Below are 19,553 nucleotides of genomic sequence, written 5' to 3'. Positions count from 1 at the left end.
AAAATAGGTTCAGTCGAGTTCCAGCACCACGACGCGCTGTCCGGCGCGCACCGCCGAGCCCGGCTGCACGCGGATCTCCCGGACCACGCCGGCCATCGGCGCGAGCAGCGGGATTTCCATCTTCATCGACTCCAGAATCACCAGCACATCACCGGCCTCGACCCGGCTGCCGGCCTCGACCTGAACCTGCCAGAGGTTGCCGGCGATATGGCTGTCGACGCTCTGTTGACCGCTGACCAACGGTGTGTCCTCACTCGCTTCGGGTACCCGTTCTTCACTGTCGAAATGCGCCTGGCCACTGGCAATCCAGCGCTCGCGCTCGGCGTTGAACGCACCTTTCTGCTGATCACGAAACGCGGCAATGGTCTCGGCTTCTTTCGCCAGAAACGCCTGGTAATCCGCCAGGTTCAGCTGACTGTGCTCGATGTTCAGATCGAAGCGCCCGAGGGGGAAATCCCGGCGAATGCGCAGCAGTTCATCGGCACTCACCGGGTAGAAACGGATCTGGTCGAAGAAGCGCAACAGCCAGGGTTTGCCATCGAACGCTGCGACGTCGCGGTAGCGGTTCCACATCTGCAAGGTTCGCCCCACGAACTGGTAACCGCCGGGGCCTTCCATGCCGTACACGCACATGTAAGCGCCACCGATACCCACCGAATTTTCCGCGGTCCAGGTGCGGGCCGGGTTGTATTTGGTGGTCACCAGGCGATGGCGCGGGTCGAGCGGCGTGGCCACCGGTGCGCCGAGGTAAACGTCGCCCAGGCCCATCACCAGGTAGCTGGCGTCGAAGACGGTGCGCTGCACTTCGTCGAGGTTTGGCAGGTCGTTGATGCGGCGGATGAACTCCAGGTTGCTTGGGCACCACGGGGCATCTTTGCGCACGGTGGTCATGTATTTCTCGATCGCCAACTGACAGGCCGGGTCGTCCCAGGACAGCGGCAGATGAACGATGCGTGACGGTACTTGCAGGTCCTTGGCGGCGCACACCGCGTCCCATTCGCCGGCGACGATACCGAGCAAATCGGCCAGCGGCAGTTGCTCGGGTTGGTAGTGGACTTGCAGCGAGCGGATACCCGGCGTCAGGTCGATCACGCCGTGCAGGGTTTTACTTTCCAGCGCTTGCATCAGGGCGTGGGCGCGGAAGCGCAAGACCAGATCGAGCTCTGGCGCGCCGATTTCCAGGAGTAAATGCGTATCGCCCGACAGCCTCGCGACCAGCCGCGTATCCCCCTGACCGATATCCAACACCACAGGCGACACAACCCCCTGTAGGAGCTGGCTTGCCAGCGATGAAGTCGACGCGGTGTCTGTAGGGGCCACATCGCTGGCAAGCCAGCTCCTACAGAGTTTTCGTGCGTCTTCAAGATTCACGGGTACGAACTGGATTTTATCCCCAGCCTTTAATTGCCCCAACTGCCAAAGATCCGCCTCGATCACCGTCACCGGGCAGACAAACCCGCCCAGGCTCGGGCCATCCGGCCCGAGAATCACCGGCATGTCGCCTGTGAAGTCCACCGCACCAATCGCGTACGGATTGTCGTGAATGTTCGACGGATGCAGGCCAGCCTCGCCCCCATCGGCACGCACCCATTCCGGCTTCGGCCCGATCAGGCGTACGCCGGTGCGACTGGAGTTGAAATGCACTTCCCACTGGGTGGCGAAGAAGGTGCCGATGTAGTTCTCGGTGAAATATTCCGGTGCGCCGTGTGGGCCGTAGATCACCCGAATCTGCCGTACAGCAGGCAACTCGCTGACCTGATGTTCAGGCAGCTGCGCATTGACACTGCGGTCACTCAAGGCCGGTACGTGCAACACATCCCCGGCCCGCAAAGCGCGACCGCCATGCCCGCCGAACTGGCCGAGGGTGAAGGTGCTTTTGCTGCCCAGATAATCCGGCACTTGCAGGCCGCCGCGCAGGCACAAATAGCTGCGAGCGCCGGCACCGGCGATTGTGCCGAGGCTCAACGTCGCACCTGCCGGAACCAGCAATGCGCAGTTCATCGGCACGTTTTCACCGTTCAGGGTCAGCGGAATCACCGCGCCCGTGACCGCAACCACGGCGTCGCAATTGAAGCGCAGCAAAGGCCCGCTCATGGTGATTTCCAGTGCGGCGGCACCTTCCTCGTTACCCAGCAACAGGTTGCCCAGGCGCAACGCGCGACTGTCCATCGGCCCCGACGGCGGCACGCCCACCGCCCAGTAACCAAGGCGCCCCGGATAGTCCTGAACGCTGGTCTGGGTGCCGGCGCTGAGCACTTCGAAGGTGTTGGCCTGATACACCAGACCTTCCAGGCAACGGGTCCACGGCTGACCGCTGGCGAAAGGTGCATCGAGCAGAATCTGCCGCAGGTAATCGCGGTTGGTTTCAACGCCATAAAGCAGGCTGTCGCCCAGTGCTTGATGCAGATCGGCAGCTGCTTGCTCGCGGGTCGATGCCCAACTGATGACCTTGGCGATCATCGGATCGAAGTAGGGCGGAATCTCGCAACCGGCCTCGACCCAAGTGTCGATGCGCAGTTGTTTGCCGTTGGCGGCTGGGAAATTCACCGCGGTCAACAAGCCCGGACTTGGCTGGAAGTCCCGCCCTGGATCTTCCGCATACAATCGCGCCTGAATCGCGTGGCCCTGTGGTTTCAAGCCTTGGCTCAATTCGCTCAACGGCGGCAGATCACCGGCCGCCAGTTGCACCATCCAGCGCACCAGATCAACGCCCCACACCTGTTCGGTGACGCCGTGCTCCACCTGCAAACGGGTGTTCACTTCGAGGAAATAGAAACGCTGGGCATCGCTGTCGAATACGAACTCGACGGTGCCCGCGCTGCGGTAATTCACGGCTTTGGCCAGTTTGATCGCCGCCGCGCACAGTTCATCGGCCATGCCGTCTGGCAGGTTAGGCGCCGGGGTTTCCTCAAGGACTTTCTGGTTACGCCGTTGCACTGAGCAATCCCGTACACCGAGGGCGATAACCTCGCCACGGCCATCGCCAAACACCTGCACTTCCAAATGCCGGGCGCGCTGGATGTACTTTTCGATGAACACGCCAGCGTCGCTGAAATTGTTCTGGCCAAGGCGTTTGACCGCTTCGAAGGATTCGCTCAGTTCAGCGGCGCTGCGGCACACGCGCATGCCGATACCGCCACCGCCGGCGGTGCTCTTGAGCATGACTGGGTAGCCGACCTGTTCGCCGGCAATCAAGGCTGCTTCAAGACTGTCGAGCAACTCGGTGCCTTCAAGCATCGGCACGCCGTGTTGCTTGGCCAGGGCACGTGCGGTGTGCTTGAGGCCGAACACGCGCAATTGCTCTGGCGTCGGGCCGATGAAAGCGATATCGGCCGCTTCGCAGGCTTCGGCGAACGCAGCGTTTTCCGAGAGGAAACCGTAGCCGGGATGGATCGCTGTGGCGCCAGTGGCTTTGGCGATGGCGAGGATCTTGTCGACCGCCAGATACGTGCCGGCCGCCGCGCCTTCGCCGAGGCTGTGGGCTTCATCGGCTTGCAGGATGTGCAGGCTTGCGGCATCGGCTTCGGAATACACGGCGACGCCGACAACATGCAGTTCACGCAAGGTGCGCAGGATTCGGCAGGCAATGGCGCCACGGTTGGCAATCAGGACTTTTTCGAACATGGCATAACCCCTGAAGGGGATGCGGGCCGTCCCGCAGTTTTTCGATGAGCGCCAGGGTCGTCCCTGACGGCAGAATCAGATTTCTTCAAACCACCCTGGACCACTGCAGGAGCTGGCTTGCCAGCGATAGCGGTGTGTCAGTCGACATCATTGCTGAATGCACTGGCCCAATCGCTGGCAAGCCAGCTCCTACAGGGACGAGGGGTTACTTGATGCACTGGCCTGAGCGGGCCTGACACAAGGCAAACAACCAACGGCGCAACCGCGAAAGTTTCAGTTCCATACCAATAGCTCCGCAGGTGTCGGGTTGTAGGCGTTGCACGGGTTGTTCAGTTGCGGGCAGTTGGAGATCAGCACGATCACGTCCATCTCGGCGCGCAGGTCGACGTACTTGCCCGGCGCGGAAATCCCGTCTTCGAAAGTCAGGCCGCCGTCAGCGGTGACCGGAACTTTCATGAAGAAATTGATGTTCGGCCCGATGTCACCCTTGCCCAGGCGTCCGTCGTGCACACAGGCGCGCAGGTAGTTGTCGCGGCAGCTGTGCATGTAGCGTTTTTCCAGGGCGTAACGCACGGTGTTGCTCTCTTGCGCGCAAGCGCCGCCGAGGGTGTCGTGGCGGCCGCAAGTGTCGGCGACGATGGTCAGCATCGGCTTGCCGAGGTTGGAATAGAGCACGCTGCCGGTGCTCAGGTAGACGCTGTTCTGCCGGCGCAAGGTGCGTTGTACGTCGTAGCGTTCCTTCGGATTGGCCACGCTGTAAAACAGCGTATCGACGGCTTGATTGCCTTCCAGATCGAGGATGCGCAAAGTCTGGCCAGCCTTGACCTCCATCAGCCAGGGTTCGCCGGCGGGGATGGTGGCGCGGTAGACCGCGGTTTCTGGCTGCTTTTCAGTATTGATGAGAGCGAGTGACATGGCAGCGATCCTCAGGCGAACAGGCGGTCGGTGTTGATGAAGCCGCGCTCGTTTTCCGGGCGCGAGGTGCGGCAGTGTTCGGCGACGCTGGCGTCGGCGTTCATCCAGCTGAGCTTCAGTGGTTTCGGCGCGTATTCCGGCGACGGGTCCATCGGGTGTTGCAGGGCGGTGAGCACCACCAGTGTGTCCATCGGTGCGTACAACTCGATGTAGTCACCAGCCTTGGAGTTGCCCTCGACAAAGTGGAAACGCCCGGCGTCGTCGACGTTCACGCGGCTGAACAGGTTGAGGGTCATCAGCAGATCCGACAGGCCCAGACCCCACTTGCCCAGTTCCACCAATAGGTTGTCGGTGCCATTGCGGAAGAAGCCGTTGCGCAGTTCCTGATAGCGTCCGTTGCCGTATTTTTCCGCGACTTCTTCAGCGCAGAGCACGCCGCCGAGGCTGTCGCTCCAGCCGCAGGTGTCGGCGGTGATCGCGGCCAGCACGCGGCCCATGTCCGAGTACAGGCAATGGCCGGTGGTGAGCTTGGCCGTGTGTTGGCATTTGAGGCTGTCGGGCAAGTTCAGGCGTTCGGTTTTTTCGTTGGCGTTGAGCAGCGTCAGGCTGACGTTGGCGCCACCACGGATATCCGTCAGGCGCAGCAATTGGCCGCGTTTCAGCACGAAGGAGCGATGGCCGCCGCCGGGGAGCATTTCTTCGGCGAAGGGCGGGAACAGTTGAGTCGAATCAGTCATTGTCATAATTCCTCTAAGCGATACGAAGCGTGCCTGCCAGTTGCACCGGCAGGGCGTCGACGGCGGCGCGTTGAGCGCGGCGGTCGCTGTTCAAAGGGATGTCGTAGGTAATGCGCGCGCCAAAGGCACCGGGGGCGTGCGGGTCGACGCGGACCTTGTCGAACACCAGCAGGCGGGTGCCGAGGCTGAAACCTTCGGACAGGTCGTGGGTGACCATGAACACCGTCAGTTGCGTTTCGCGCCACAGCTCCAGCAGCAACGCGTGCATGTCTTTGCGGATGCCCGGATCAAGGGCGCCGAACGGTTCGTCAAGCAACAACACCCGCGGCTTCATGATCAGCGCTTGGGCGATGGCCAGCCGTTGCTGCATGCCGCCGGAGAGCTGCGCCGGGTATTTGTCCAGCGAGTGGCCGAGCCCGACTTTTTTCAACAGCACCGACGCCTGTTCGCGAGCGTCGCGTTTGGCGCTGCCGAACAAGCGTCCCAGCAACGGCGAGCGTGGCAATTCGAGGCCGAGGGCAACGTTGTCCAGCACGCTCAGATGCGGGAACACCGAGTAACGCTGGAACACCACGCCACGGCTGGAGTCCGGCTCACCGGCCAAGGGCTGGCCATCAAGCAGGATCTCGCCGCGACTGGCGCGCTCCTGGCCCAGCAGCAATCGCAGGAAGGTCGATTTACCGCAACCGGACGCGCCGACCAACGTGCAGAATTCACCCTCGTTGACGTTCAAATTCAGCCCTTCGAGCACCACCTGATCGGCGTATTGCTGCCAGACGTTTTTCACCGTGATAAAGCTCATGCCCGCGCTCCTTCGTACCAAGGGAACGCACGTTGGGTCAGGCGCTTGAGGCCCCAATCCATCAGCCAGGCGAGCAAGGTGATCCACACCACGTAGGGCAGGATCACGTCCATCGCCAGGTAGCGGCGCACCAGAAAAATCCGGTAGCCGAGGCCGTCGGTGGAGGCGATGGCTTCGGCGGCGATCAGGAACAACCACGCCGAGCCGAGCATCAGCCTCAGCGAGATCAACAAGCGTGGCAGTAGTTGCGGCAGCACCACGCGCAGCATCAGGGTCCAGGTCGAAGCGCCGAGGGTCTGAGCCTTGATCAGCAACTCCACGGGAATTTCCCGGGCGCGCTGTTCCAGGTCACGGGCCAGGGCCGGGGTGATGCCGATGACGATCAGCATCACCTTCGACAATTCCCCAAGACCGAAAACGATGAACAGGATCGGCAGGATGGCCAGCGGCGGCACCATCGACAGCACCGTCAGCAACGGCGACAACGGCGCGCCGAACAGCGGCAGGGTGCCAGCGGCCATGCCCAGGCACAGCCCGGCCAAGGCGCTGATGCCAAGGCCGATGGCCAGGCGACGCAGGCTGGACGCGGTGTCTTGCCAGAGCACGTATTCACCGGTGCGGCTATCGGCGACGAAGGCCAGGCGTTTGACCGCGTCGGTCATTTGCACGGCGCTCGGCAGGAGCTTGTCGTTGGGGTTGTCCGTCAGCCGTTCGGCCGAGCCCATGAAATAGGCGAACAGCACCAGGGCGAATGGCAGGATCACCAACAACAGGCGACTCGGGCGATCCGGATGGCGATTGATCAGGCGCATGGCCAGGTCCTCTTCTTACAGCTTGGCGTCAGCGGCCATCTGCACGTAACTCGGATCGAAGCGCAGCTTGAGGTTGCCCTTGTCGCCGCTGGTCACACCGTTGGCGAAGGCCATGCCGACTGCGCTGGTGTCCTTGGCGCCTTCACCCAGCAAGCCGTGCTGGAACGAGAACTCGGCGACCTTGCGCATGGTTTCCGGCAGTTGCTTGCTGGTGCTGAACGCCAGGGCTTCTTGAGGCGTGGCGAACAGTTTGGTGGTGTCCAGTTGCGCCTGGAATCCGGCGAGGTCGGTGCCCGAGGCTTTGGCCATGTGTTCGAGTGCGACCTTGCTCGCGGCGTTTTTCGCGTTCATCAACTCGACCACTTCGAACCAGGCACCGGTCAGCGCTTTACCGAGGGCCGGGTTGTCTTTGAGGGTCTGGGAGTTGACGACCATCATGTCCATGATTTCGCCGGGGATCTGGCTGGAGTTGAAGACTTCGGTCACCGCAGGCTTGGCCTTGATGTCCGAGAGCATCGGGTTCCAGGTGGTGACGGCGTTGACCTGATCGGTGTTGAAAGCGGCCGAGATATCGGCGTCGGAGGTGTTGACCACTTTCAGGTCTTTCTCGGTGAGGTCGACCGAATCCAGGGCCCGGGCCAGCAGGTAGTGGGAAACCGAGAGCTCGACCAGGTTGACGTCCATGCCCTTGAGGTCTGTGACTTGTTTGCCTTCGCCCTTGAGCACGATGCCGTCGTTGCCGTTGGAGAAGTCGCTGACGATCAGCGCCGTGCTGTCGACGCCACCGGCCGCCGGAATGGTCAGCGCATCCATGTTGGTCATGGTGCAACCGTCGAATTGGCCGGCGGTGTACTGATTGATCGATTCGACGTAGTCATTGAGCTGCACCACATCAATCTTGATGCCGTACTTCTTCGCCCATTTGTCGACGATGCCTTGGCTGCCGGCGTATTCCCAGGGCATCCAGCCGGCATAGATCGTCCAGCAGACGCTGAAGTGGTCTTTTTGTGCGGCTTGGGCAGAGAAGCTCAAGAAGGCTGCGAAAGCAGCGGCGAGCAGGGCGGGTAAACGAAGCTGGGACATGGTGGTTCTCCAGTTGATCAAGGGCGGGCAGAAGGCAACGCGGCACCGCGAACGGTGGCTTGTCTCCCGGGCTTTTGTCCCGCCGTGTAACCTCAACTGGAGGTCGCCAACTCTCGGACCAGTCACTCGCGAAGCGAGCCGGAACCCTAGTCAGCCATTGCAAATTGTGGTGCCGCGAACCTTGTGATGACTCCTGCACACATTTGGTAAAGCGAGAGCCGTGCCAAGTCTGCTCAGGCGCTCTGGCCCGGGCTTCGGGCGATTGTCGTGAGGCGAGGGATAAGATGGGCCGCCTTCTGATGGTGCGTCGATGCACCGCAATGGATCGTGTTGCCACGATGGGGCAGATGAAAAACCTTTCATCGGCGAGATGTTTCAACTTGTTGCAAGACCGCACCAGAAATTGAAACCGATGTCTGATCTATCGACAGTCACCGAATAATTGACTGTCGCCCACCAGCGTCGCTGGTGTGGCTCACTCGCGGTCCAGGAGGCCGCCATGCTCTATCAAAAAACGCTGCGCCGAATTCTCATGATTGCTGCATTGGGATTGTCCCTTGGTGGGTGCGTGCCGTATTCCGATGGAGGAGCCAGCTACTACAGTTCAGAGGTCTACACCTCGCCAGCGCCTTATTACGCGGGGGGCAGTTCTTATTATTCCAATGGCGGCGGTTACTACACGCCACAGCGCCGCTACTACGCGCCGCCAGCGCGGTATTACCAGCCTACGCCGCGCTATTACCACCAGCCGCGGGTCTATCAACCGGCGCCGCGTTATTACCAGCCATCGCCACGCCATTATCAGGCGCGCCCCGATTACCGGGCGCATCAGAATCAAGGTTGGGACGGCCGTAATCGCGGCGGCTGGGACAACGATCACCGCGGCGGGCGCAACAACAATCACGGCGGACGAGGTGACAACAACGGCCGTGGCAACCACCGTTAATCACCCATAAAAAACGGCGCATCAAGCGCCGTTTTTTTGTGCCCGGATTTTAATAGTCCGATAAATCCGCCAGTGGATGACGGCCTTCCCAAACCTTGTGGAAATGCGCCTCGATCACGGCATCCGGCACATTGTTGATGTCCGGCCAATGCCAGTGTGGTTTCTGGTCCTTATCAATCAACCGTGCCCGCACCCCTTCGCTGAATTCCGGATGACGGCAGCAGTTGAGGCTCAGGGTGTACTCCATCTGAAAAACCTCAGCGAGAGACATGTGCCGGGCCCGAACTATTTGTTCCCAGACCAGATGCGCGGTCAGTGGCGAGCCTTCGCTCATGGTTTTTGCCGCACGACTGAGCAGCATATCGGTGCTGTCACGTTGCAGGCTGATGGCTTTCCAGGCACAGCTCACATCACTGACATCCAGCAATTCGTCGATCTGCTGGCGCCGAGGCAGCCATTGTGCTGGTGGCATCTGTGCGACCGCTTCCTGCTGCAAGGCCTTGAGCAGACTGTTGAGCTGCATCGGCGTCTGTTCCTGCCAGTTCAACTGCAGCAGGCCTTCAATGAGATCTTCCTGTTGTCCATCGAGCAGAAAACGGTCAGCCAGGTCCAGATCAATCGCGTCGCGACCGTTCATATGGGCACCGGTCAAGCCAAGAAATAACCCGAGCTTGCCCGGCAGCCGCGACAGAAACCAACTGGCGCCGACATCCGGATACAGCCCAATGCTGATCTCCGGCATCGCCAGCCGACTGCTCGGCATGACAATCCGAATGCTCGCGCCTTGCAGCAGGCCCATGCCACCGCCGAGCACATAGCCATGGCCCCAGCAGATAAGCGGTTTGGGATAAGTGTGCAGGCTGAAGTCCAGTCGATATTCCGCCGCGAAGAAGTGCGCGGCCAAGGGCGGCACTTCGCCGGGATGCTCTCGGCAGGCCTCCACCAGGCGGCGTACTTCACCGCCAGCACAAAAGGCTTTGGCGCCATTGCCGCGCAATAATACGCAGACGATTTGCGGTTCCCTGGCCCAGGCGTCCAGTTGATCGCGCAGGGCGCTGATCATCGGCAAGGACAGGGCATTCAGTGACTTTTCGGCATCCAGTGTGGCGACGCCAATGCGGGCGCCGTCGGTGCCGGTGAGTTCTTCGAAGTGCAGATTCATCGTGACCTCGATCGGGAATTTGAGGGTTAAGTATGATCGCTGTGTGGGAAAGTGCCGGATCTGCGTCAGATCAATTGACAAGCGTTGTGGGCTTTCCTAGGGTTCGCCCCATTGATTTTTCCGGGTATGACCATGACTGCTGACGACCGTATCAAACTCGAACCGAGCTGGAAGGAGGCACTGCGTGCCGAATTCGACCAGCCCTACATGGCAGAGTTGCGAAATTTCCTGCAAGAGGAGCGGGCGGCCGGCAAGGAAATCTATCCACCAGGCCCGATGATCTTCAACGCACTCAACTCGACGCCGCTGGACAAGGTCAAGGTCGTCATTCTCGGTCAGGATCCCTATCACGGCCCGGGCCAGGCCCATGGCTTGTGCTTCTCGGTGCAACCGGGCGTGCCGGCACCGCCGTCGCTGGTGAACATCTATAAAGAGCTCAAGCGCGATCTGAACATCGACATCCCCAACCACGGTTACTTGCAGAGCTGGGCCGATCAGGGCGTGTTGATGCTCAACACCACCATGACGGTCGAGCGTGCCAATGCCAATGCGCACAAGGACAAAGGCTGGCAGTTCTTTACCGATCGGATTATTGAAGTGGTCAGCGAGCAGCAGCCGCATCTGGTGTTCATGCTGTGGGGCGCCCATGCACAGAGCAAGCAGAAGCTGATTGATGCGACCAAACATCTGGTGCTGACGTCGGTGCATCCGTCACCGTTGTCGGCCTATCGCGGCTTCCTCGGTTGCGGACACTTCAGCCGGACCAACAAGTTTCTGGAACAGAATGGCGAGACGCCCATCGAGTGGCGGTTGCCGCCGATTTGATGGGAATTGGTTGAGCTTTTGTGGCGAGGGAGCAAGCTACCTCGCCACGGTGAAGGGGGTCAGGATTGCTCCGGGGCCCGGTTCCAGTACTTGAACAACGGCTCCGCCAGAAACAACACAAACAACAACCGCATCACCTGCATCGCCGTCACCAGCGGCACTGACAATTGCAGGGTTTCCGCCGTCAGGCTCATCTCCGCAATCCCGCCAGGCATCATGCCCAACGTCAACGAACGCAGATCCAGATGGGTCAGGGCGCTCAATCCCAGCGCTGCTGCCGTGGCGATCAACATGGTCAACACCGTACCAATCAACGTCCGCCCCATGAACGAAGGCGCACGCCGGAAAAACTGCCGGTTGAAGTGACAGCCCAGGCCGCTGCCGATCAACCATTGGCCAATCTGGCTGCCACCGTTAGGCAAACCGATATGCAGGTCCCAACCGATACTGACCGCCGCACTGAGCAGCAATGGCCCGAACAGCCAGGGGTTGGGTTGACGCAGGCGCTCCCAGATCCATGCGGCCAAAGCACCGGCGGGGAATAGCAGGGCCAGCCAGCGCCAGTCCACAGCGGTGGCGTGCAATACCGGTGCACCGTCGCCCAACCAATACTTGAACGCTGCCGGCACACATAGCACCACCACCAACACCCGCAAACTTTGTCCCGCCGCCACTCGGCTGAGCACCGCGCCGTTGCGCGCTCCGAGGTTGACCATTTCCCCGGAGCCGCCGGGCATGCTTGAGAAAAACGCGGTGGCGCGATCCTCCCCGGTGCGGCGCATCAACCAGACCCCGACCACAGCGGACAGGCTGGTGACCAACGCACCGAAGAAGATCAAACCGAAATGACTCAGCACCTGCTCCATCACCATCGGGGTGAAGTGCAGGCCAATGCCGATGCCGACGATCCACTGGCCGCACTTTCGCCCGCCAGGGATTTCCGCCAGTTGCCAGGGCGTCAGGCAACGAACCAGGATGATCGCCAGCAACGAGCCGACCATCCATGGCAAAGGCCAGCCGACCTGGCTGGCGAGGAAACCGCCCAGCAGGCCGACCAGCGGGGTTCCCCACCAGGCTTTGAAAGGTGTTCGATCAGACATCGGCAATAACGCGCCGCGCAACCGAACGTTTGCGCCAGATCCGCAGCAGCGGCACCAGCAGCATGAACACGGTCAGGACCCAGACACCGAAAGTGATCGGGCTCGACCAGAGGATCTCCAGCGCACCGTTGGAAATCGACAGTGCACGACGCAGGTTCTGCTCCATCAAACCTCCGAGGATGAACCCCAGCAAAACCGGGGACAGCGGGAAATCCAGTTTACGCAGGATGTAGCCGAAGATACCGATGCCGACCATCAAGAACAGGTCGAAGGTTGTGGCATGCACCGCATAGACGCCGATCCCGGTAATGATTGCGATCACCGGCACCAGTGCCCAGTTCGGCACAGCGAGGATGCGGGTGAAGATGCGGATCATCGGAATGTTGAGGATCACCAGCATGATGTTGGCGATAAACAACGAGGCAATCAGGCCCCAGACGATGTCCGGTTGCTGTTGGAACAGCAGTGGACCCGGCGTGATGTTGTACAGCGACAGGGCGCCGATCATCACGGCGGTGGTGCCCGAGCCCGGAACACCGAGCGTCAACATCGGCACCAGCGCGCCACAGGCGGAAGCACCGATGGCGGTTTCCGGCGCAGCCAGGCCGCGCATGTCGCCCTGGCCGAAGGTACCCTTGGCGCCGGCAATACGTTTTTCAGTCATGTAGGCCACGGCGCTGGCCAGGGTCGCGCCGGCACCCGGTAATACCCCCATGATGAAACCGAACACTCCGCAACGAATGTTCACCACGAAGACTGCCGAAGCCTCCTTAAAGTTGAACATCATGCGGCCAGTGGCCTTGACGGCTTCCTGGCCACGATGGGTTTTTTCTAGCAGCAGGAGGATTTCGCTGATGGAGAACAGGCCTAGCACTAACACGACGAATTGAATACCGTCAGTCAGGTGGATGTTGTCCCCCGTGAAGCGATAAACGCCGCTGTTGGCGTCTATGCCGACCGTGGATAGAAACAGCCCGATCAGTGCAGCGATGAAGGTCTTCAGCGGCCGGTCACCGGCCATTCCGCCAAGACAGACAATCGCGAACACCATCAGTACGAAATATTCCGCCGGTCCGAAGGCAATCGCCCATTTCGCCAGTAGCGGGGCGAACAGCACCATGCCGCAAGTGGCGATGAACGCACCAATGAACGAGCTCCATGCCGACAACGACAAGGCCACACCGGCCAGGCCCTTGCGGGCCATCGGGTAGCCGTCGAGCGTGGTCATCACGGTGGAAGCTTCGCCCGGGATGTTCAACAGGATCGAGCTGATCCGGCCGCCGTATTCGCATCCCAGGTACACCGCTGCCAGCAGGATCAGTGCCGACTCCGGTGGCAGGCCGAGGGCGAATGCGATCGGGATCAACAGTGCCACACCGTTGATCGGGCCCAGGCCCGGAAGCAGGCCAACGACGGTGCCGATCAGGGTGCCGCAGAGCGCGGTCACCAGGTTGTACGGACTCAGCGCGACGCCAAACCCCTGACCCAAATAGCCAAGCGTATCCATATCAGTTCTCCAGAACGTCGAGCAGGCCCAAGGGCAGCGGCACGTCCATCAACTTGTCGAACAGCAGGTAAAGACCAATGGCCATCAGCGTGGTGACGACCACGCTGGGCAGCCAGCGACCGCCGTAGAGGCGCGCCATCGGAATGCCGATCAGGATGCTGCTGAGAATGAAGCCCAGGGGTTCGAACAACCCGGCAAAGATCAGCAACAGCACGACGCAGATGCCAATCTTGATCAGGGTTTCACGGTCCAGCTCCGGGTCTTCTTCGCTGTGCACGATCAGCGTCGGGCGAAACGCCATGTACAGCAGAGCGCAGCCCATCAGGCCGAGCATCAGCAGTGGAAACGCCCGGGGGCCGACTGGTTCGTAGGAAAAATCCGCTTGGTACGGCCATGCCATCAGTGCCAGCCCAAGGCAGACGAGCAACAGCACGGAAGCAAAAATGCGTTGTAGAAGCATGAGGAACTCCTGCGCCGCGACCCCGCCAAACGGAGCCGCAGCCGCTAGACAGAGGCGATCACTGGATCAGGCCGAACTCTTTGGCCAGCACTTTGTAGTCCGCGACTTGCTTCTTCACGTAGGTGTCCAGTTCCGGTCCGGTCATGGCGAACGGGAACAGTTCACGCTGATCGCGCAGCTTGGCGAACTCAGGCGAGGCCAGCAGCTTGTCGAAGGAGTCTTTCCACCAGGCGTAATCTTCATCGCTGACTTTTGGCCCGAGGTAGAAACCGCGAACCACCGGCCAGACGATGTCGTAGCCTTGCTCTTTGGCGGTCGGGATGTCTTTCATTTCCGGCTCGTCCAGGCGCTTCTCAGAGAACACCGCCAACAGGCGCATGTCGCCGCTCTGGATGTGCGGCATGGAGTCGGAAATGTCGGTGCTGCCAACCTGGATATGGCCTCCGAGCAGGGCGGTGGCGATTTCGCCGCCGCCTTCGAGGGCGACGTATCGCAGGTCACGCGGGTTGATCCCGGCGGCCTTGGCGATCAGCGCGGTTTGCATCCAGTCCTGGCTGCCGACGGTGCCGCCGGAACCGATCACCACTTTGCTCGGATCTTTCTTCAGCGCCTTTACCAGATCATCCAGGGTCTTGTAGGGCGAATCGCTTTTCACCGCGATGGCGCCGTAGCTGGTGCCAACGGCCGCCAGCCAGCGCACATTGGTTTCATCGAAACGGCCGAACTTGCCTTGGGCCAGATTCAGCAGCGAACCGCTAGACCAAGCCACCAGCGTGCCGGCGTCGGCCGGACGCTGGGCGACCACCGCGTTGTAGGCCACCGCGCCAACACCACCGGGCATGTAGGTCACGCGCATCGGTTTGGTCAGCAGTTTTTCGTTGACCAGCGCGCTTTGCGCCAGTTTGCAGGTCAGGTCGAAACCACCACCCGGTGAGGCCGGGGCGATGCATTCCGGGCGCTTGGGCTCGGCCATCAGTTGGCTGGCAAACAGCATGCAACTGGCGGCGAGGGCGAAACGGCGCAATGATCGATTCATTTTTTTCTCCACGGGAGTTGTTGTTATAGGGGATGTTTCAGATGCGGCGGTTTCGCTTCGCGCAGTCGACAACGGCGCCGGCAAGCGTAAACGATGGGGAGCGGGAAAAGGGGCGGGGCGGACAAAGCTGGAGCTGGGTGGGCAGCATGGCGAAGTACCTCGTTATTGTTCTTATTGGCGAAAACGCATCGAGACGTTTTTCGGGAGCTACATTTCAAAGCAGGATCGATGGCTGCGATTGAAACCATCTGTGGCTTGACTCTAATGGTCGAACCTTTCGCTAACCTTTCATCGGGCTTTCGCGGTTTTTCGGGCTTCACAGCGGCGGATGCCGCTGTAAACTCCGCGCCAAAGAATGGCGTCGACCATCCCTGAATGAGGTAAAGATCAATGCGTGTTCTGCTCGTCGAAGACCATCTGCAGCTCGCCGAAAGTGTCGCCCAGGCGCTCAAGAGCACCGGCCTGACCGTGGATGTGCTGCACGATGGCGTGGCGGCCGACCTGGCGCTCGGCAGCGAGGAATACGCGATGGCGATTCTCGATGTCGGCCTGCCGCGCATGGATGGTTTCGAAGTGCTGGCGCGATTGCGCGCACGGGGCAAGAACCTGCCGGTATTGATGTTGACCGCGCGCAGTGACGTCAAGGATCGGGTCCATGGCCTCAACCTCGGCGCTGACGATTACCTGGCCAAACCGTTCGAACTCACCGAACTCGAAGCCCGGGTCAAAGCCTTGCTGCGGCGTAGTGTGTTGGGCGGTGAACGGATGCAGCGCTGCGGCGTGCTGGCCTATGACCTGGACACTCGGCGCTTTACCCTCGGTGAAGAGTTGCTGTCCCTGACTTCCCGCGAACAGGCCGTGCTCGAAGCGCTGATTGCCCGTCCCGGTCGGGTGATGAGCAAGGAGCAACTGGCTTCCCAGGTGTTCGGGCTCGACGAAGAGGCCAGCCCCGACGCCATCGAAATCTACGTGCACCGCTTGCGCAAGAAACTCGACGGTCAACCCGTCGCCATCGTGACCTTTCGCGGCCTCGGCTATTTGCTGGAAAGCCGCGATGCATAAGCCCAGCAGCCTGCGCTGGCGGTTGCTGTGGAACCTCGCGCTGTTGCTGGTGGTGCTGATGCTGGCCAGCGGTTTGAGCGCGTACTGGAACGGTCGCGAAGCGGCCGACACGGCTTATGACCGCACTTTACTTGCTTCGGCGCGAACGATTGCGGCGGGCCTCTCCGAACGCGACGGCAGCCTCAGCCTCGACGTGCCTTACGTGGCCCTCGATACCTTCGCCTACGACAGCGCCGGGCGAATTTTTTACCTGGTCAATGACATCAACCAAAAGCTGATTTCCGGCTACGAAAACCTGCCGGGCCCGCCCCCCGGGACGCCGCGCACTGATGATTATCCGGCGCTGGCGCGGTTCTACAACGCGACTTATCGGGGGCAGAACGTACGTGTGGTCAGCCTGCTCAAAGCGGTCAGCGAACCGAACATGAACGGCATGGCGGAAATTCGCGTGGCGGAGACCGATGAGGCACGCGTCAGCATGGCCCGCAGCCTGGCGGCGGATACGTTGTTGCGTCTGGGCATGCTGGCGATCGGGGCACTGATGATGGTGTGGTTTGCGGTCAGCGCGGCACTGCGTCCATTGGAGCGCTTGCGTTCGGCGGTGGAGGAGCGTCAGCCGGATGATCTGCGGCCGTTGCCGTTGGTCGAAGTCCAGCACGAATTATGGCCATTGGTACGCGCGCTCAACCACTTTACCGAACGCTTGCGCGGGCAGTTCGAGCGTCAGGCGCAATTCATCGCCGATGCGGCTCACGAATTGCGCACCCCGTTGGCGGCGCTCAAGGCGCGCCTGGAATTGGGTCTGCGTTCAACCGAGCCACAGACCTGGCGCGAGACGCTGGAAACCGCCGCTCAAGGCACCGATCGCCTGACCCATCTGGCCAATCAATTGCTCTCGCTGGCCCGTGTTGAAAATGGCGCGCGGGCGATTGCCGAAGGCGGCGCTCAATTGCTCGATCTGAGCCAATTGGCGCGTGAGCTTGGCATGGCCATGGCGCCGCTGGCCCATAAGCGGGGTGTGGCGCTGGCGTTGGAAGCCGACGAGCCGGTGTGGATGCGCGGCGAGCCGACCTTGCTGAACGAACTGTTGAGCAATCTGGTGGACAACGCACTGGCCCACACGCCACCGGGCGGTAACGTCATTCTGCGGGTCTCGGCGCCTGCAGTGCTGGAGGTCGAGGATGATGGTCCGGGAATTCCGCTGGATGAGCGTGATCGTGTGTTCGAACGCTTTTACCGTCGCAACCAGCAAGTGGCTGGAACAGGCCTGGGGCTGGCCATTGTCGGCGAAATCTGCCGCGCGCATTTGGCGCAGATCAGCCTGCATGATGGCGAGCAGGCAGGGTTGAAGGTGCGGGTGAGTTTTACTGCGGGGGAGTAAGCACCGCTTTGTGGCGAGGAAGCTTGTCGGATCGCCGCACCGTCACGCTCGGCTGCGCAGCAGTCGAAAGTCGATAAATGCGGTTTATCTGAATCCCCGTGGAGTACGGTTTGGGGCCGCTTCGCAGCCCGGCGGGAGCAAGCTCCCTCGTCATAAGTGACGGTTTAGATTCAATAAAACATCGACCGGGTTTCTTCCAGATCGGCACACATTGCCTTGTTATCAGGATCGATTCCGAGCTTTTTGAAGGATGGCACGCTGAAGGCGTCAATGCGTGAAATCGGGTGGTCGGTGTCTTTATGGCAATACAGGCTGGCCACTTGCACCAGATCAACATAGTCAACCTTTGCGGACTGTCGCTTAAAGTTCAGGTATAGCTTCGGTACCTGCACCAGCATTTCCGGAAACTCCCAGACCCTGAGCAATTTGTCGCCGAGGATCGGGTGAATCTGATCGATTACGTGATTGAGACTGACCGGGTCGGACAGCAGCTCATAGTGGTCTTCGGCGTAGGTCAGGATCGGCAGTATGCCGATCTGATGCACCAACCCGCCAAGGGCTGCTTGATCGGGCTTGAGTTGAGTGTAGTTGCGGCAGAGTGCGTAACTGACGCCGGCGATTTCCAGGCTTTTGCGCCAGACTTCGCGCATTTTCTGTTCAACCGCTTCGGAACGGGCATGAAAGATCTGTTCCATGACCAGGCCGATTGCCAGGTTGCTGCTGTAGTTGATGCCCAGGCGAGTGATCGCAGTGTGCAGTTCGGTGACTTCCTGAGTCGCGCGCAGCAACGGACTGTTAACAACTTTGATCAGGCGCGCCGACAGCGCGGCGTCGCGGCCGATCACTTTGCTCAGGGTGCTGATGCTGATGTCCGGATCTTCAGCTGCCTTGCGAATCTGCAAAGCCACTTCCGGCAATGTTGGCAGAACCAGGTCATCGTTATCGATGGCCTCAACCAAATCCTGTTGGACCTTTTCCGCCAGCTCACTCATTTCATTTCTCTAGGTGTCGCAAAAAAATGTACTGCTGTCAGCGCTGGATCTCGCGGTCGCGGTCCAGTTGGTAAGGCAGGTCGAGCAAGTGCAGGGCAGGGCCGTCGAGCGCACCGACGTGTATGTCGCCACCCTCTGCAGCTTCGGCTTGCAACACGGCCAGCAGTTCAATGTTTTGCCCGGCATGTGCAGCTAGCACCACTTCGCCGATCGAACTGCCGTGGCTCGGGGAAAACAGCTGGGTGCCGGGCTCAGGCAGTTCGTTGGCATCCAGTTGCAGGCGATACAAACGACGTTTGAGTTTGCCCAGGTACTGCATACGCGCGACGATTTCCTGGCCGGTGTAACAGCCTTTTTTGAAACTCACGCCACCCACGGCTTGCAGGTTGAGCATCTGCGGGATGAACAGCTCGCGAGTATTAGGCATCACTTGACCAATCCCGGCGCGGACCTGGCCGAGCAGCCATTGATCCAGATCGCCTTCAGCCAGCAGGGCGGACAGCTTGCCCTTTATGTCTGCCGCCTTGTCGGCAGCGACCCAGAGTTCGGCGCGATCGGGCGACACGCGAATGGCGATCAGCCCGTCATTGCGCACTACGCTGTCAGTTTCTGCGGGCAGTACCAGGCCGAGGCTGATCAGCGCGGCGTCGCCATGGTCGATGCCGAAACGGACCCAGGCCGAGCTTTCATCGGTCAGTTTGGACTTGGAGAACACCGCGTACTTTTTCAGGTCTGCCAGTTGCGGTTCCAGCAGCTCGCTAGCCATGGCCAAGAGCACGCCGTCGCCTTCGAGCAGAATGCGGAAGCTCGACTGCATCCGGCCTTTCTGCGTGCAGCGCGCGCCGAGGCTGGCCTGGGTGTCGCTCAAGTAATTGAGGTTGCAGGTCAATTGGCCTTGCAGGAACTTGCCGGCGTCCGCACCGCGGACCGCAAGAACACCTTCATGAGACAGCGTGCAGAAAAAAGCAGAATCGGCCATGGGTCATCGCAGGGTAAAGAGTCTGGCGGACATGATAAGGGTGCGCCCTTGAAATGGGTAGTTCACAAAGGATCACATGTGCCCGACCAAAGCCGACTGTTCGACGAGGCGCGGGGCTGTATACTTGCGG

The 19,553-nt window shown here is 60.7% G+C and carries 17 protein-coding genes and 1 riboswitch; of the genes, 4 read left to right on the top strand and 13 right to left on the bottom strand.

The features are described from left to right. Window positions 1-9: 9 nt before the first annotated feature. The 6 genes from uca to ABVN21_RS16855 form a co-directional block, all read right to left on the bottom strand. Window positions 10-3,624, bottom strand: a complete 3,615-nt coding sequence (gene uca, locus ABVN21_RS16880) for an urea carboxylase (protein WP_339554144.1) — start codon at window positions 3,622-3,624, stop codon at window positions 10-12. Window positions 3,625-3,897: 273 nt separating this feature from the next. Beyond that, window positions 3,898-4,539 (bottom strand): urea amidolyase associated protein UAAP2, encoded by a 642-nt coding sequence (locus ABVN21_RS16875; RefSeq protein ID WP_339554145.1) that lies wholly within the window; start codon window positions 4,537-4,539, stop codon window positions 3,898-3,900. Between the two features lie 11 nt (window positions 4,540-4,550). After that, a complete protein-coding gene (locus ABVN21_RS16870; RefSeq protein ID WP_339554146.1) occupies window positions 4,551-5,276 on the bottom strand; it encodes an urea amidolyase associated protein UAAP1 in 726 nt (241 codons plus the stop codon). 13 nt (window positions 5,277-5,289) lie between these two features. Further along, window positions 5,290-6,078: an ABC transporter ATP-binding protein gene (locus ABVN21_RS16865; RefSeq protein ID WP_339554147.1), complete on the bottom strand. Its 789-nt coding sequence runs from the start codon at window positions 6,076-6,078 to the stop codon at window positions 5,290-5,292. Beyond that, window positions 6,075-6,890, bottom strand: coding sequence for an ABC transporter permease (locus ABVN21_RS16860; protein WP_218437287.1), 816 nt, complete (start codon window positions 6,888-6,890; stop codon window positions 6,075-6,077). The genes ABVN21_RS16865 and ABVN21_RS16860 overlap by 4 nt, the downstream gene beginning before the upstream one ends. A 15-nt stretch (window positions 6,891-6,905) precedes the next feature. Then, entirely contained in the window at window positions 6,906-7,973 is a 1,068-nt protein-coding gene (locus ABVN21_RS16855; RefSeq protein WP_339554148.1) for a putative urea ABC transporter substrate-binding protein, read from the bottom strand. Between the two features lie 61 nt (window positions 7,974-8,034). Then, window positions 8,035-8,134, bottom strand: a riboswitch (guanidine-I (ykkC/yxkD leader). A gap of 338 nt (window positions 8,135-8,472) precedes the next feature. Between ABVN21_RS16855 and ABVN21_RS16850 the strand changes: the two genes are divergently transcribed. Beyond that, on the top strand, window positions 8,473-8,919 hold the full coding sequence (locus ABVN21_RS16850) for a hypothetical protein (RefSeq protein WP_339554149.1): 447 nt from the start codon (window positions 8,473-8,475) through the stop codon (window positions 8,917-8,919). 49 nt (window positions 8,920-8,968) lie between these two features. Here the strand turns inward: ABVN21_RS16850 and ABVN21_RS16845 are convergent, their stop codons facing one another. Beyond that, window positions 8,969-10,081: an enoyl-CoA hydratase/isomerase family protein gene (locus ABVN21_RS16845; protein ID WP_339554150.1), complete on the bottom strand. Its 1,113-nt coding sequence runs from the start codon at window positions 10,079-10,081 to the stop codon at window positions 8,969-8,971. Window positions 10,082-10,213: 132 nt separating this feature from the next. On the opposite strand from ABVN21_RS16845, the gene ung reads away from it, so the two are divergent. Further along, window positions 10,214-10,906 (top strand): uracil-DNA glycosylase, encoded by a 693-nt coding sequence (ung, locus tag ABVN21_RS16840; RefSeq protein ID WP_339554151.1) that lies wholly within the window; start codon window positions 10,214-10,216, stop codon window positions 10,904-10,906. 59 nt (window positions 10,907-10,965) lie between these two features. On the opposite strand, the gene ABVN21_RS16835 is transcribed toward ung, so the two are convergent. Genes ABVN21_RS16835 through ABVN21_RS16820 form a run of 4 tightly spaced genes read right to left on the bottom strand, consistent with a single transcriptional unit; the run spans window position 10,966 to window position 14,967 of the window. Continuing rightward, window positions 10,966-12,006, bottom strand: coding sequence for an AbrB family transcriptional regulator (locus ABVN21_RS16835; RefSeq protein ID WP_339554152.1), 1,041 nt, complete (start codon window positions 12,004-12,006; stop codon window positions 10,966-10,968). Then, window positions 11,999-13,513: a tripartite tricarboxylate transporter permease gene (locus ABVN21_RS16830; protein ID WP_339554153.1), complete on the bottom strand. Its 1,515-nt coding sequence runs from the start codon at window positions 13,511-13,513 to the stop codon at window positions 11,999-12,001. The genes ABVN21_RS16835 and ABVN21_RS16830 overlap by 8 nt, the downstream gene beginning before the upstream one ends. A 1-nt stretch (window position 13,514) precedes the next feature. Beyond that, window positions 13,515-13,973 (bottom strand): tripartite tricarboxylate transporter TctB family protein, encoded by a 459-nt coding sequence (locus ABVN21_RS16825; RefSeq protein ID WP_339554154.1) that lies wholly within the window; start codon window positions 13,971-13,973, stop codon window positions 13,515-13,517. A 58-nt stretch (window positions 13,974-14,031) separates the two neighbouring features. Next, complete coding sequence (locus tag ABVN21_RS16820) at window positions 14,032-14,967, bottom strand: tripartite tricarboxylate transporter substrate binding protein (protein ID WP_339554208.1); 936 nt, start codon at window positions 14,965-14,967, stop codon at window positions 14,032-14,034. Window positions 14,968-15,399: 432 nt separating this feature from the next. Between ABVN21_RS16820 and ABVN21_RS16815 the strand changes: the two genes are divergently transcribed. Continuing rightward, window positions 15,400-16,071 (top strand): response regulator, encoded by a 672-nt coding sequence (locus tag ABVN21_RS16815; protein WP_339554155.1) that lies wholly within the window; start codon window positions 15,400-15,402, stop codon window positions 16,069-16,071. After that, entirely contained in the window at window positions 16,064-17,452 is a 1,389-nt protein-coding gene (locus tag ABVN21_RS16810; RefSeq protein WP_339554156.1) for a sensor histidine kinase N-terminal domain-containing protein, read from the top strand. The genes ABVN21_RS16815 and ABVN21_RS16810 overlap by 8 nt, the downstream gene beginning before the upstream one ends. A 170-nt stretch (window positions 17,453-17,622) precedes the next feature. On the opposite strand, the gene ABVN21_RS16805 is transcribed toward ABVN21_RS16810, so the two are convergent. Beyond that, window positions 17,623-18,444, bottom strand: a complete 822-nt coding sequence (locus ABVN21_RS16805) for an HDOD domain-containing protein (protein ID WP_339554157.1) — start codon at window positions 18,442-18,444, stop codon at window positions 17,623-17,625. A gap of 37 nt (window positions 18,445-18,481) precedes the next feature. Further along, window positions 18,482-19,423 carry a folate-binding protein YgfZ gene (locus tag ABVN21_RS16800; protein ID WP_339554158.1) on the bottom strand — a complete coding sequence of 314 codons (942 nt, stop codon included), beginning with the start codon at window positions 19,421-19,423 and terminating at the stop codon, window positions 18,482-18,484. Between the last annotated feature and the right edge of the window lie 130 nt (window positions 19,424-19,553).

It is taken from the genome of Pseudomonas sp. MYb327, assembly GCF_040438925.1.
GTDB lineage: Bacteria > Pseudomonadota > Gammaproteobacteria > Pseudomonadales > Pseudomonadaceae > Aquipseudomonas.
Note: the sequence above shows the minus strand (reverse complement) of the source record. Positions and strands in the feature narration are given on the sequence as shown.

What these genes read in the sequence shown, in the direction of transcription:
- uca (WP_339554144.1), bottom strand. Translation starts at nt 3,624, where the DNA reads ATGTTCGAAAAAGTCCTGATTGCCAACCGTGGCGCCATTGCCTGCCGA.
- ABVN21_RS16875 (WP_339554145.1), bottom strand. Translation starts at nt 4,539, where the DNA reads ATGTCACTCGCTCTCATCAATACTGAAAAGCAGCCAGAAACCGCGGTC.
- ABVN21_RS16870 (WP_339554146.1), bottom strand. Translation starts at nt 5,276, where the DNA reads ATGACTGATTCGACTCAACTGTTCCCGCCCTTCGCCGAAGAAATGCTC.
- ABVN21_RS16865 (WP_339554147.1), bottom strand. Translation starts at nt 6,078, where the DNA reads ATGAGCTTTATCACGGTGAAAAACGTCTGGCAGCAATACGCCGATCAG.
- ABVN21_RS16860 (WP_218437287.1), bottom strand. Translation starts at nt 6,890, where the DNA reads ATGCGCCTGATCAATCGCCATCCGGATCGCCCGAGTCGCCTGTTGTTG.
- ABVN21_RS16855 (WP_339554148.1), bottom strand. Translation starts at nt 7,973, where the DNA reads ATGTCCCAGCTTCGTTTACCCGCCCTGCTCGCCGCTGCTTTCGCAGCC.
- ABVN21_RS16850 (WP_339554149.1), top strand. Translation starts at nt 8,473, where the DNA reads ATGCTCTATCAAAAAACGCTGCGCCGAATTCTCATGATTGCTGCATTG.
- ABVN21_RS16845 (WP_339554150.1), bottom strand. Translation starts at nt 10,081, where the DNA reads ATGAATCTGCACTTCGAAGAACTCACCGGCACCGACGGCGCCCGCATT.
- ung (WP_339554151.1), top strand. Translation starts at nt 10,214, where the DNA reads ATGACTGCTGACGACCGTATCAAACTCGAACCGAGCTGGAAGGAGGCA.
- ABVN21_RS16835 (WP_339554152.1), bottom strand. Translation starts at nt 12,006, where the DNA reads ATGTCTGATCGAACACCTTTCAAAGCCTGGTGGGGAACCCCGCTGGTC.
- ABVN21_RS16830 (WP_339554153.1), bottom strand. Translation starts at nt 13,513, where the DNA reads ATGGATACGCTTGGCTATTTGGGTCAGGGGTTTGGCGTCGCGCTGAGT.
- ABVN21_RS16825 (WP_339554154.1), bottom strand. Translation starts at nt 13,973, where the DNA reads ATGCTTCTACAACGCATTTTTGCTTCCGTGCTGTTGCTCGTCTGCCTT.
- ABVN21_RS16820 (WP_339554208.1), bottom strand. Translation starts at nt 14,967, where the DNA reads ATGCTGTTTGCCAGCCAACTGATGGCCGAGCCCAAGCGCCCGGAATGC.
- ABVN21_RS16815 (WP_339554155.1), top strand. Translation starts at nt 15,400, where the DNA reads ATGCGTGTTCTGCTCGTCGAAGACCATCTGCAGCTCGCCGAAAGTGTC.
- ABVN21_RS16810 (WP_339554156.1), top strand. Translation starts at nt 16,064, where the DNA reads ATGCATAAGCCCAGCAGCCTGCGCTGGCGGTTGCTGTGGAACCTCGCG.
- ABVN21_RS16805 (WP_339554157.1), bottom strand. Translation starts at nt 18,444, where the DNA reads ATGAGTGAGCTGGCGGAAAAGGTCCAACAGGATTTGGTTGAGGCCATC.
- ABVN21_RS16800 (WP_339554158.1), bottom strand. Translation starts at nt 19,423, where the DNA reads ATGGCCGATTCTGCTTTTTTCTGCACGCTGTCTCATGAAGGTGTTCTT.